A 12,787-nucleotide genomic window follows, 5' to 3' on the forward strand; every position below is an offset into this window, starting at 1 on the left:
ACTATGAAAAATTATAAAAAAGCAGTATTAGCACTAGCCGTGCTGGCGGCTATGCCTCTTTTTGCTGATACAACAAATCAAAGAATTGAAGTTACAACTTTTGCAGATGAGGATGGTGAGAATCCTAATGCTTGCTCGTTAAGAGAAGCAATAAAAGTTGCTGAAACACGAAGATCTGATTATGGATGTACCGTCTATAACACCTCTAAAAGTCAGGTGATTCAACTAAAAGCAGGGACTTATACATTAAATAAAGAGCTGGTTCCCAATGCAGATATAGCAATTTATGGGTTCGGTGAAAAAGATCAAGATAAAAATTGGTCAGAAAAAAGTGTGTTAACCAATGACTATCCAGCACTACAACCGTTACAGACAATAATAAATGCTGCTGGAAAATCGCGTATTTTCAACACAGCCGTAAATAAACAGCCTCTATTTATTCAAAACGTTATTTTGGAAAATGGTGTAGCACCAGATTTTGGCGGTGCGATTTATGCTGGTGGCAATGTCACATTGCTCAATACTCAGATATTAAACTCTCAAGCTCCAAAAGGAGGAGCAATTTTTCTGGGTGGTGATAATGTTAATTTGTCTACAACACATTCTTTAATTCAAGGTAATACAGCAACATCTGGAAGTGTACTTTCGATGAGCTGTTGGAATGGTACAGCCTATGCAAAACGAGAAGTAACATTTACCTCATCTAGTATTATCAATAATGGTTCAAATAGCTCTAATAATACTTTTGAGTTTTGCGGGGAGCCAAAAGCAACTTTTACAATTAATACTATTGCTCAAAATATTGCAAATACAGTAAATGGCAGTATTTTGAAATTTACCGGTGATGCTACTCCAAACGGTACTCCTAATCCTTCAACCATACTTAGCGCTAACAGTAGTTTATCTTTAAAAAATAATACTATTGTTGAAAATAACGCTTATAGCACCTTCTTATATGACACTATGGGAAGTAAAGAGTTAAGGTTTAATGTAATTGGTTATAATTTGGGAACCTATGCTTGTCATTACTTTATAGGACCTGCGGCTGATTTAAAAAATGCTGGTTTCGCACTATCATTTAATGCTCTGAATCTGACAAATGATTCAGCAAAATGTGACCTACCAACAGAAGCACTCACGGCTACACACCGAACTGTTGATATAGCTGGTCAGTCTTTTAATGCATTACTTGAACCTTTACATGCATCTGCTCCAGAAACTGGTTTTTTGCCCATTTATTATCCAAAAAATAATATTGGTGGAAAAAATCTAGTAGATGTAGATCCTGAAGGTAAAGATACCTGTACGTCTATAGACCAACGAGGTTTATCACGACTTGCGGACAGTAAATTATATTATCAACCAAATAGTCGTAATAGTTGTGATATTGGCTCAGTCGAGTTAATGAAACTTACTGCTGGTGATATAAAAGGTTTAGGTAATACCTCTCTTACGGATTTGCTGGCTAAGTATCAATCTCAATATGATACGGTTCAGAAGAATATATTGAATCCAGATTATGCGTATTTGTTGAATGTATTAAAAATTGATTCAGCAAATTATAAAAACCTTCTTGATCAAACCAAAGCAAATGCAAAATATCGAGCAATCTATATTGATTTGAAAGCAAATGGCTTGCCTTTGCCAAATGAAGATAGTAATCATGTTTTAAAGTTCTTTAATACAACGGATTATAATATTAATCTTGAAACTGTTGGAACCGGATTAATCGACGATAAAGTTACCAGCATTAAAAAAGATGATGGACTCTTTTGTGAATGGAATGCTGCTTTGCAGCAAATTGTATTCTATCGATCAGATGATATTATTACCCAAGCTGGTGATTATAACTATTGTAAATATACGATTAGCAGTAAAGATGGAACCACACAATCATCTGGGCTATTGGAAGCTCGCTTTGATAATATTCCACCCGTTGCCGGTAATGGTACGGTAACGTTTAAGTATTTAGCAAATGAAATCATTCCCTTAAATTTATTGCAGTATGCTAATGATGATGGGGATGGTCCTGTAAACACACTTAAGACTAAACCAAATAAACCTAAATTTTGGGTAAATGATCAAGGTGTGGAGTTACCAATTTATATACCAAGCAAAACCTCAAAAGACGGTATTTTCAAGGTAGTGAAAGCAGATCGGGAAGGTCCGTGTCCTAAAGATGATAGTGGTAATACTTGCTATGGTGGTAACATCTATATTCAAGCGAGCAACGTGTTTAATACTTTCAATGACACATTGACCTACTATGTATACGATGCAGATGGAACTATTTCAGCTAGCGCAGGAACGATTAATTTAGTAAGTACAGCAACTACAACTGATGATTCAAGAAGTGGTGGGGGAGGTATAGGCATTCTCTCTATTGCATCACTGTTAGGTTTGATTGCTTATAGACGTTATCGTAAATAAGAAAAAATAAAAAAGCCTCCATAGGAGGCTTTTTTATTGCTAGTCGGATTTCAAAACAAGCATTTTTATTAGAAATTTAGGTTAGTGTTCTAAATATTTATTGATATATTCTTCGCGTATAGCTGTTCTTTCATCTGCACTTGCTTTAAGCATACGCTGACGTAAATCATTACGCTCTTGTGTACTCATTTTTTGCCAAGCTTCACGCATTTTCTGCTTTTCTGCATCTGGGAGTTGGTTGAACCAATCCATGCGTTGTTGCAGATTAGCGCTTTGGTTCGCTGGTAATTCTTTTAAGCTTTGATAGCGCTTAATTACAGCTCGTTGTTCTTCTTCAGACATAGCATTCCAAGTATCATCTACTTGTGTATTGGCATCTTTAGAAAAAATCCAGAAACGTTCAAAACCCGCAAAACTTGTTTGCAGGAAACTTAATGAACAAAGGATAAGTGCTAACTTTTTAGCTACCATGTTGAACTTTATCCTCACCCAACACCATCAGCATTTCTAAATCTTCAACCATCTGTGGCGATAATTTAGGATTTACAATAACTTGATTTTGTGGCTTTTCGATCAACTCCGCTGAATTTGGTAAAATGACAAAACCAGTAATTGCTGCGGCAAGTGCGAAACCCGTCATTTTCCAGACACTATAGTAAGATGCTGGCTTCTGTTGGATATGGTCAAGCACATGATTCATTACCACTGTTTTATTTTTATGGTGATCAGCCAAACTATCGAGTTTAGACGTCACCTTTTTAGTGAAATCATCATGATTCATTAGAACCTCCCATGGGATTTAAATGTGCTAAGTACTCTCTAAGTCCCTGAATTGCTCGATGATAATGGGTTTTGACACTACCTTCAGTACAGTTCATGATTTGTGCTGTAGTATGAGTGTCAAACCCTTCCCAAGCACGTAACATGAAAGCCTGCTGTTGACGAACAGGTAGTTTTGCAATCGCTTCTCGTATCTCTTCTATCGTCACTGCTTGATCTAGAAAATCTGCTGGATTGATTGCTTTTTCATCGACAACATCAATGATTTCTTCATCATCATTGTCTAGACTAACTTTTTTGAAGAATGAAAATGGATTTGCCCGACGTGCTTCTTTACGACGCCAATCCTGAAGCTTGTTATTTAGAATAGTATAAAACAGCGGATACCATTCTTCAGTACTTCGATCGGCGTAAGACTTGTGTAAAGCAATAAATGCTTCTTGAACCAAGTCCATCGCAATGCCTTGTTGACCTTGGGTAGCACTCTCCATCATCACCAAAGCACGACCCGTAACATCTTGCATAAAAACCTTTAGGCGTTGCTCAGCCGTGCTGGCATGAACACTAGATGCTTCCGATCGAGACTTTTTCGGTGCTAAATCCATGGAGATGGAAAATCCTGTCATTGGACGTACCCACCTTATCTTCAATATATCTCTTATATAACGTTGAAAAGAGGTGGGAGGTTGACAACAATCGGCTATTTTTTAGTAGTGTAAATGATTTTTTTCACAAATATGAGCGATGTAAAATAAATTAACGTTTTATTGGCGTTGGCGAACCATTTCAAAAAAACAAATAGATCCTGCAATTGCTACATTTAATGACTCTTGACCACCGGGCTGCGGTATTGTCACCGACTGCGCATGCTCTAAAGCATAATCACTTACGCCTTGTCCTTCGTTGCCTAAAATCCAAACGCATGGCTTTGAAAGATCTTTTGAATAAAGACTGGTTGAGCGATGAGAACTTGTAACGAAAACAGGAATATCGAATTTAGGAAGAATATCGGTCAATTGAAAGTTTTCAAAGCAATGTAAGCTAAAATGAGCTCCCATACCTGCTCTTAAAACGCGAGGAGACCAAAGGGAGGCAGAGCCTTGGGTACAAATGATTTGTTTAATATTTGCTGCTGCTGCTGAACGTAATAATGTACCTACGTTGCCTGGGTCTTGTACATTTTCGAGAATTAGAGTGTCTAAACTATAATCAATCGTTGATGCTGTTTTAGGTAAATCAATAATAGCCAAACAAGGAAGAGTATTACCTAAGGTACTTAAGTCTTTGTATAGAACTTCACTAATAATAAAAACATGACCCTGATGAAGTTCGATAATTTTCTTTAAATCGTCATGTTCCAACGCCTGTTCAGTCGTAAACAACGAAAAGAGCTTTTTCTGTTGTTGTAACCAAGCTAGGCAAAGGTGAGTACCTTCAAGAACTGTTTGCTGATGCTTTTTTCGGGCGCTATTGAGTTCAATTAAACCACGCAAATGTTTAATTTTTGCATTGTCTTTTGATTCTAAAAAAATAACCGCCATAAGGATATATCCAAAAGGGCGTCATCATACTATATGACGCCCTTCTATAATTTAAATTATTAATGATAGCTTGTTACGCGTTCCACTTCATTTTTAGAACCAATAATTACCGGAACACGTTGGTGAAGCTCTGTAGGTTCAATATCTAAAATACGAACACGGCCAGTAGTTGATGAACCACCTGCTTGTTCAATAAGCATACTCATTGGGTTAGCTTCATACATTAAACGTAAACGACCAGCTTTCTTAGGATCTTTTAAGTCATATGGATAAAGGAAAATACCGCCACGGCATAAAATACGATGAATATCGCCTACCATACACGCTACCCAACGCATATTGAAATCTTTTTCACGTACAGATGTTTTACCTGCAAGTAACTCTTCAATATATTGCTTTACTGGTTGTTCCCAATGACGCTGATTAGATGCGTTAATTGCAAACTCTTGAGTGTCTGCTGATACTTGAACATTCTCTGTCGTAAGTAAGAATGTTTGAGTTTCTGGGTCTAAAGTAAAGAAAGCTACACCGTTTCCAACGGTTAAAGCCATCATTGTTGATGGGCCATATAACACATAACCAGCAGCAACCTGTTGAGTTCCTGCTTGCATGAAATCTTGTGACTGTGTCACTGCATTTTTTGCAGGAAGAATCGAGAAGATTGTTCCTACGCACATGTTGATATCAATATTACTTGAGCCATCTAATGGGTCGAATAAAACTAAGTATTCGCCGTTTTCTTGCGCAGGTGTAAATTCATCAAGCTCTTCAGATGCAAGACCACCAACATGAGGGTGAACTTTTAAAGCATCAATTAAATAGTCATTAGAAATCACATCAAGTTTTTTCTGTGTTTCACCTTGAACATTTTCATTACCAGCACTACCTAAAATTCCAGCCAATGCACCTTTTTGTAGGGCTTGGTCAATGGTTTTACAAGTCGTAGCAATAGTGTCGATGACTTGGGCCAACTCAGGTGTTAGGTTCCCTTTTTGTTGTTGTAAAAATTGGGACAATGTGAGGTTGGACATAAAAAAACGCTCCTGTGCGCAAGCATCAAAATGAGTCAAATAAATACGTGGCATATTCTAGATGAGAATGCCGGAAAATAAAAATTATCTTACTTTATTTGTGTTGCATTTATGCTTACAAGCTCCATTTTACATGGTATGTTGTTTGCATAGCAAAGGAATGTATATTTAGGAGAATCGAAATGACAACTAAGAAGTTTGATGCGACCCCAACGGCAGGTGAACCAATCAATTTAGAAGAAATTTCGAAAGAAAGTGTTCAGGAAGCTTGGAAAGACTATGAAGCTAAACCTGAATATAAAGCTTTTAATAAGCATGATTTGATTGAGTCGATGCAACATTCAGAAGAAGAGGAAAATAAATCTTCTTAAATTAAGAAAGCAAAAATAAACGCCCATAGATGGGCGTTTATTTTTTAAAGGGATATTTTATTTTAATAGAGGAGGAACTGCCTCATAGTTAATTTCAACACGGCGATTTTCTTTCCAAGCTGATTCGTCATGGCCTGGGTTAACAGGAGCTTCTTTACCATAACTTACAGCTTCAAGTTGCTGTGGATTTACACCATTTGTAATGAGGTAACTTTGAACAGCTTTTGCACGACGCTCACCTAAAGCCATGTTGTATTCACGTGTACCACGTTCATCTGTATGACCTGTCAATGCAACTTTTGAGTTTGCATTTGCCATAAGGAACTGAGCATGGGCTTGAAGTGTTTGATAATCTTCAGCAGATAAATCACTACTGTCGTAATCGAAGTGAACAACACGTTTAGCTAAAGCAGCTTTATTTGCTTTAGTTACACCTTTTGATGAAGCACCTGCCAAATTTTGGGCATTTAATGCAGCATCTTCACTTAAACCTGTCGTGTTTACGGTGCTTGGGTTTGTAGTACCAGCATTTGCAGTCGTTGCTGGTTTACGGCTCGCACAACCTGTCATGACAAGCGCTACACTAAGTAGAGGAAAAGCCAAATATTTGATTGATTTCATCATCATCTCCATCAATGGAAGAAAAAGTTATTTAGGTGCCCAGGCTGGTTCACGTACCTCACCTTGTTCACTTGGTAAATTCATACGGAAACGACCATCAGTGGACATGACAGACAGTAAACCACGGTTCCCTTCACGAGTTGCGTAAACCACCATTTGTCCATTTGGTGAGAAACTTGGTGATTCATCTAAACTCGTAGGGGTAAGAATATTAACAATCCCTGTATTAATATCTTGGATAGCAACCTTATAGTTGCTACCACTTGGTCGATGCACCAGTGCAATTTTTTTACCATCTGCACTTAGAGTGCCACGTGCATTAAATGACCCTTTAAATGTTAAACGTTTTACTGAGCCATCTCCAAAATCATAGCGATAAATTTGAGGAGAGCCTCCACGGTCAGATGTAAAAATAAAAGCTTTTCCATCTGGGGTGTAACGAGCTTCTGTATCAATTGCCGTGTCATTTGTCATACGTTTGATTTGGCGAGTTGATAAATCCATTTGATAAATTTCAGGGTTACCATTCATTGACCCTGTAAATAGCATTGATTTACCATCTGGTGAAAAGCTCGGCGCACCATTCAAACCTTTAAAGCTAGTCAGTACTTCGCGTGTTCCAGTAGAAAGATCTTGTAGGTAAATTGCTGGACGTTTAGTTTCAAAGGAAACATAAGCAATTTTTTTGGCATCAGGAGTCCATGTCGGAGATAGAATCGGATCGCGTGAAGAGAGAACAGTTTTTGGTTGTTCACCATCTGTATCCGCAATTTGTAAAGTGTAACGTTCAGCAGGAGTAGCTGGATTACGTAATACATAAGCGATACGACCACTAAAGTCGCCTGCAATACCAGTCAAAGCTTGATAAATAGCATCACTAACCATATGTCCAGCTTGGCGGATGCGCGAAGCAGGTACATTTAACAACTCATTTAGAAGATATTGCTGTTTTTGCACATCATAAAGTTGGTAATGGACTTCAAACCCATCAGCTGTTTGCTTAATTTGCCCTGTAACAACGTATGGAATACCTGCAGCTTGCCAATCAGATGCTTGAATCTGGTTAATAGCAGCATTTGCAGGTAAGTTTTTCGATGAACTTGTGAAACGTCCTGAACGGTTTAAGTCCGTTTCAACAATTGGATAAAGTCCATTGTCATTGTTAAACGGAACAATAGCGATTTTAGGCGCCTGATCAGGTGCTTTTGCAATTTCTAAATGTAGTTGAGCAAATGCAGCTGTTGGTGCAAGAGGACTTAATGCTGTAAGCAGCGTTAAGGCTAAAAGGTGTTTGCGGCTCGTTTTCATAGGTTTAAAGTCATTGAAGGCATTTTTGTGACTGTGGATTTTGTAACATAGTTACATGCCTTAAACTATTTAAAGCATGTAACAAGATACTTATTTTGCAGTAAATGTTGAACTGAATGATCTTGCTTCGCGTCGAGCATCAGGATCAGATGGCATAGGATAAGGCGCAGCAGAACGAATCGCTGCTTCAACACTAGCTTTAACATCTGGGTTGCTAGAGCTAACAATAACTGATAATACAGCTCCACTATCACTTAACGTTACACGCGCAGTAGCTTTTTGACCTGATGTTCCTGCTGGAATATCCCAAGCATTTCTAATTTTCTGCTCAAAATCACGCTTCGCTGAAGATGCAATTTTTTTGGCTTCACCCTTTTTCTGAGCGGCTTCTTCCTGTGCTTTTTTAACAGATGCAGCTTTTGCTTCGGCCTCAGCTTCAGCTTTACGTCTTGCATCTTCAGCCGCTTTTTGCTGTTTCGCTTTTGCGTCAGCATCAGCCTTATGCTTGGCATCCTCAGCCGCTTTCTGCTTTTGAGCCTTTGCATCGGCTTCAGCTTTACGCTTAGCATCTTCGGCAGCTTTTTGGTGTTTAGCTTTTGCGTCAGCATCAGCTTTACGCTTGGCATCCTCAGCCGCTTTTTGCTTTTGAGCTTTTGCATCGGCTTCAGCTTTACGCTTAGCATCCTCAGCCGCTTTCTGCTTTTGGGCTTTTGCATCAGCTTCAGCTTTACGCTTGGCATCCTCAGCTACTTTCTGCTGTTTAACTTTCGCCTCTTCAGCCGCTTTGCGTTTAGCATCTTCAGTTCCTTTACGAGCTTCATGTTTCGCTTTTGCCTCAGCATCAGCTTTACGTTTTGCTTCTTGCTGTGCCTGAAGTTTTGCATTTTCTGCTTCACGTTTCAGTTTTGCCTCGGCCTCAGCTTTTCGTTTAGCAGCTTCTTCAGCTTTGCGAGCCTCACTTTGTTCATGTTTGGTTTTTGCCTCAGCTTCAGCTTTACGCTTTTGTTCGGCTTCAACTTTTGCAGCTTTTGCCTCAGCTTGACGCTTAGCTTCAGCTTGCTGCTTTTGAGCTTCCTCTAAACGTTGTTGTTCCGCAGCTTGCTTCGCTTTAGCAGCTTCTTCGGCTTTACGTTTTTCCTCAGCTAATTTTGCTTGCTGTGCCTGCTCAGCTTTTTGCTTTTGGGCAACCAGATGTTGTGCTGTGGGCGGAGGAGGAGGTGATGGTACTGCTGGAAGATTTTGAGGAAGATTTTCATCCACAATTGGGCTTAGAACTTCTTCTGCCTGATTTTCTGCTGTAGTTTGTGGCTCAACTTCTTTTGCTAAAGGCGGTGGTAAATCTTCTGGCTTAACTAAAATAGTAGTTAGCTTTTTGGGCTGTTCAGGTGGTTTACTCAAGCCTAAAAAAAGCAAGCCGACAATAGCAATTGCATGAACTCCAAGTGTGAAGCCCAATGCAATCGCATTCTGTTTAAAAGGAGGCTTTTGATTTTTGTTCATAGCTTATTTTAAAGGCTCTGTCAGAAGGCCAACTTGAGTTAAACCTGCTTCTTGTAAACTTGCCATCAATGATACGACCTCGCCGTAAGGGCGTGACTTATCACCATTCACTAAAACCGTAAGCTGTTTGTTTTCCTGCTCAGCTTGCTTTTGCGCTTCACTTAATACAGATTCGAGCTTTTCACGAGAAAGTGGCTCGTTATCTTTATAGTCTTGGTATTGAAGATAAATATTGCCATCTTTACCAATCGTTACCATGGCTGGCATATCTTTGGATTCAATTGGACGATTATTTGCCTGAGGTAAGTCGACTTTAATACCGCTAGTAATCATGGGAGCAGTAACCATGAAAATAACTAAGAGTACGAGCATTACATCGATATAGGGTACGACGTTCATGTCACTTTTTAATGGTTTTTTTATGCGCTCAAAGCGCCCTGAACGTTGAATAGCCATTATGCATCTTCCTGTGATGGACCCACAGATTGACGTTGCAATAAAGCAATCATTTCTTCGGCAAATAATGCGCGGTCAGAGTAGACGCTTTCACCTTTAGCCGTAAAGTGGTTAAAAGCGAGTACTGCAGGAATGGCAGCAAATAAGCCAATTGCAGTTGCAATAAGTGCCTCGGCAATACCCGGTGCAACCGTTGCTAAAGTCACTTGGTCAACGGCAGCTAAACCAATAAAAGCATTCATGATTCCCCACACTGTGCCAAATAAGCCGATATATGGTGCAACAGAACCGATACTTGCCAAAGTGCCAAGGCCATATTCAAGAGTACTTTGATCACGACTTAAACCAACACGTAAAATACGTTCGGTACCTTCGATCGTTTGGGAGGTAGAAGCGTGGCGCTTTTTAAGTTTGAAAAATTCACTCAGCCCTTGATAAAAAATATCCTCAAGACCTGAACGTTTTGAGTTGAGTTGTGCGTTGTTATAGAGCGTATTAAGTTCAGCACCAGACCAGAACATTTTTTGAAAATGTTCATCACCTTGACGTGCCTTTTTATAACCCATATGTAACTTGGCAATCAAATACCAACTAAAGATTGATGCTAACAATAAAATTAGCATGACCAATTGGACGACTGGACTTGCTTGTAAGATAAGGTCAGAAATATGCAGGGTTGATTCGATGTTTGTTGCCATAGTTACATATGCCGGTTGCTTTTTTTAGTCTTGTTCCAATTCTTTACGAATAAGATCACGTATTTCTTCTGGAAGACGACGAGCTACAAGTTCTTTACTTAAACATGCCAATTCAACCTCGCCAGAAGCAAGCAAGATTTCACCACGATAAATATTTTGTTGCAACACAAATGACGCAGCTTTACATGAAACTACACGTGCTGTAACAGTAATTAGGTCATCCATTAGGATAGGACGCATGTATTTTACGTCAATTTTGTGAACAACAAAGTTGTAGTCTTTTTGATGCCAGTAATGATCAACACCAGAAGCACGAAGCCATTCTGTACGGGTACGTTCCATGTAGCGAATGTGGTTGGCATGGTAAACGATACCGCCTGCGTCCGTATCTTCGATATAAACACGAATATTGAATTCAAAATGATTCGCCATGAGAGTATTCCGTTTTAGTTCACTATAGAGCTTTATATTTAAAATATGACTTTGAATAAAACATTCGTTCTATATCAAAAGCCATACATCTGCTTTTAAATACGGGGCAGTTTAGCAGATTGCATACTAAGTCCTATGGCACAACCTTTCAATTGCGATTGCTGAATTTCTAATCTAAAAACGCTACATCTTATGGCTAGCAAGCTTTTTAAGTTAAGAGGGCTTCCATGAAGTTTTAACTTGTTTTGATATATTCGGATAATCTAGTACGAATCTGACGTGTAGTTCTGTTCCAGTTTTTAAGGCCTTATTATCTACAATAAAATAGGGGCTATGATTTGGTGCAGCTTGAGTTAAGTCCTGATTTTCTGGTGTTGCACCTAAGAAAACAAAGAATGATGGCATTAATTTGCCATAATAGGCAAAATCTTCACTTGCGCTTGCATTATGATCCAAAACATGAAGTTTTGAGTATCCAACAACCTTGACTAAAGTTGGCTGAATAAACTGAGTCAGTGTTTTGTCATTCATGGTCACTGGCGCATAAGGCGCAATTTCAACTTTGGCAGTCACATCATTGGCTTGAGCATTATGCTCTATCATGACTGGTAAACTTTTTAAGATATTTGCTCGTATTTGTTCGTTATTAGAGCGGATAGTCCCGACCATATTGACCTGTTCGGGAATTACATTTCCTGCTGTACCACCTTGAATATTCCCAATACTCACTACACCCATACCTTGAGTGAGGTCAGTCCTTCGGCTAATAAGGCTTTGTAAATTATTAATCATTTGTGCAGATGCATAAATTGGATCTCTACCTAACCAAGGGGTAGAGCCATGTACCTGCTTGCCGTTGACCTGAATACGTAAATGGTCTGCACTATTTAAAATAGCGCCATCTTTATAATAAAGGTGGCCACTTTGCATACCTGATATGACATGTATGCCAAAAATGGCTTCAGGTTTATAGTCTTTAAATGCTCCATCTGCGATCATCTTTCTGGAGCCGATTTGATCACCTTGTGTGAAATTATCTATATCTGCTCCACCTTCTTCAGCAGGTTGAAAAACAAAGACAACTGTACCAGATATTTTATCTTTATTGGCAGCTAGAATTTTTGCTGCACCTAATAGCATTGCGGTATGTGCATCATGTCCACAAGCATGCATCACATAAGTTTCTTTACCTTGATAAATTGCTTTTTGTTTACTCGCAAATGGAACACCACTTTTTTCTTCCATAGGTAGTGCATCCATATCGGCTCTAAGCGCAATAATAGGGCCGGGTTTATTACCTTTTAAAATACCTACAACACCTGTTTTTGCATAACCTGTTTTGACTTGAATGCCATAAGACTTTAATTCTTTTTGAACAAGTGCAGATGTTTTAAATTCCATATTGCCAAGTTCAGGATTTTGATGAATATGTTGTCTTAACTGAATGACCTGATTTTCATTTTGTTGTGCGGCATCTTTGACCCAATCTGCTAGGCTCAGTTGACTCATGAGGGCAAATGGAAAAATTAAAGCGGCTTTTTTGTACATGTCCTTATCCTAAAAATATTATTGTTCATAAGATTTTATATCTAGATTTCTTATAATTCAGTTTTTAAAAA

14 protein-coding genes are annotated in these 12,787 nt (G+C 38.8%); 2 read left to right on the forward strand and 12 right to left on the reverse strand.

Annotated features, from left to right (window positions below):
- Positions 1–3: 3 nt before the first annotated feature.
- Entirely contained in the window at positions 4–2,430 is a 2,427-nt protein-coding gene (locus I8T81_RS04710) for a CSLREA domain-containing protein (protein ID WP_198072229.1), read from the forward strand.
- Positions 2,431–2,511: 81 nt separating this feature from the next.
- Here the strand turns inward: I8T81_RS04710 and I8T81_RS04715 are convergent, their stop codons facing one another.
- The 5 genes from I8T81_RS04715 to I8T81_RS04735 form a co-directional block, all read right to left on the reverse strand.
- Complete coding sequence (locus tag I8T81_RS04715; protein ID WP_004699871.1) at positions 2,512–2,901, reverse strand: DUF3106 domain-containing protein; 390 nt, start codon at positions 2,899–2,901, stop codon at positions 2,512–2,514.
- Positions 2,891–3,211, reverse strand: coding sequence for a hypothetical protein (locus I8T81_RS04720; protein ID WP_019457283.1), 321 nt, complete (start codon positions 3,209–3,211; stop codon positions 2,891–2,893). Before I8T81_RS04720 ends, I8T81_RS04715 begins: the two co-directional genes overlap by 11 nt.
- Positions 3,201–3,815: an RNA polymerase sigma factor gene (locus I8T81_RS04725; RefSeq protein WP_019457282.1), complete on the reverse strand. Its 615-nt coding sequence runs from the start codon at positions 3,813–3,815 to the stop codon at positions 3,201–3,203. Before I8T81_RS04725 ends, I8T81_RS04720 begins: the two co-directional genes overlap by 11 nt.
- Positions 3,816–3,974: 159 nt before the next feature.
- Positions 3,975–4,751 (reverse strand): TrmH family RNA methyltransferase, encoded by a 777-nt coding sequence (locus I8T81_RS04730; protein WP_004699877.1) that lies wholly within the window; start codon positions 4,749–4,751, stop codon positions 3,975–3,977.
- A gap of 59 nt (positions 4,752–4,810) precedes the next feature.
- Positions 4,811–5,782, reverse strand: a complete 972-nt coding sequence (locus I8T81_RS04735; RefSeq protein WP_004699879.1) for a class 1 fructose-bisphosphatase — start codon at positions 5,780–5,782, stop codon at positions 4,811–4,813.
- Between the two features lie 182 nt (positions 5,783–5,964).
- Here I8T81_RS04735 and I8T81_RS04740 point away from each other — a divergent pair, with 182 nt between their 5' ends.
- Entirely contained in the window at positions 5,965–6,153 is a 189-nt protein-coding gene (locus tag I8T81_RS04740) for an NF038105 family protein (protein WP_002052586.1), read from the forward strand.
- A gap of 57 nt (positions 6,154–6,210) precedes the next feature.
- On the opposite strand, the gene pal is transcribed toward I8T81_RS04740, so the two are convergent.
- The 7 genes from pal to I8T81_RS04775 form a co-directional block, all read right to left on the reverse strand.
- Positions 6,211–6,774: a peptidoglycan-associated lipoprotein Pal gene (gene pal / locus I8T81_RS04745; RefSeq protein WP_198072230.1), complete on the reverse strand. Its 564-nt coding sequence runs from the start codon at positions 6,772–6,774 to the stop codon at positions 6,211–6,213.
- Between the two features lie 27 nt (positions 6,775–6,801).
- Positions 6,802–8,082, reverse strand: coding sequence for a Tol-Pal system beta propeller repeat protein TolB (gene tolB, locus I8T81_RS04750; protein WP_004699885.1), 1,281 nt, complete (start codon positions 8,080–8,082; stop codon positions 6,802–6,804).
- Positions 8,083–8,172: 90 nt separating this feature from the next.
- Positions 8,173–9,582, reverse strand: coding sequence for a cell envelope integrity protein TolA (tolA, locus tag I8T81_RS04755; RefSeq protein WP_198072231.1), 1,410 nt, complete (start codon positions 9,580–9,582; stop codon positions 8,173–8,175).
- A gap of 3 nt (positions 9,583–9,585) precedes the next feature.
- On the reverse strand, positions 9,586–10,038 hold the full coding sequence (gene tolR, locus I8T81_RS04760; RefSeq protein ID WP_002052868.1) for a protein TolR: 453 nt from the start codon (positions 10,036–10,038) through the stop codon (positions 9,586–9,588).
- Positions 10,038–10,736, reverse strand: a complete 699-nt coding sequence (tolQ, locus tag I8T81_RS04765; protein ID WP_019457278.1) for a protein TolQ — start codon at positions 10,734–10,736, stop codon at positions 10,038–10,040. Before tolQ ends, tolR begins: the two co-directional genes overlap by 1 nt.
- Positions 10,737–10,760: 24 nt before the next feature.
- Positions 10,761–11,168: a tol-pal system-associated acyl-CoA thioesterase gene (gene ybgC, locus I8T81_RS04770; RefSeq protein WP_004699892.1), complete on the reverse strand. Its 408-nt coding sequence runs from the start codon at positions 11,166–11,168 to the stop codon at positions 10,761–10,763.
- Positions 11,169–11,381: 213 nt separating this feature from the next.
- The gene (locus I8T81_RS04775; RefSeq protein WP_198072232.1) at positions 11,382–12,716 is read right to left on the reverse strand and encodes a M20 family metallopeptidase; all 1,335 of its coding nucleotides are present in this window, start codon (positions 12,714–12,716) and stop codon (positions 11,382–11,384) included.
- Positions 12,717–12,787 lie beyond the last annotated feature (71 nt).

Source organism: Acinetobacter seifertii, from assembly GCF_016064815.1.
In the GTDB taxonomy this organism is placed as follows: Bacteria; Pseudomonadota; Gammaproteobacteria; order Pseudomonadales; family Moraxellaceae; genus Acinetobacter; species Acinetobacter seifertii.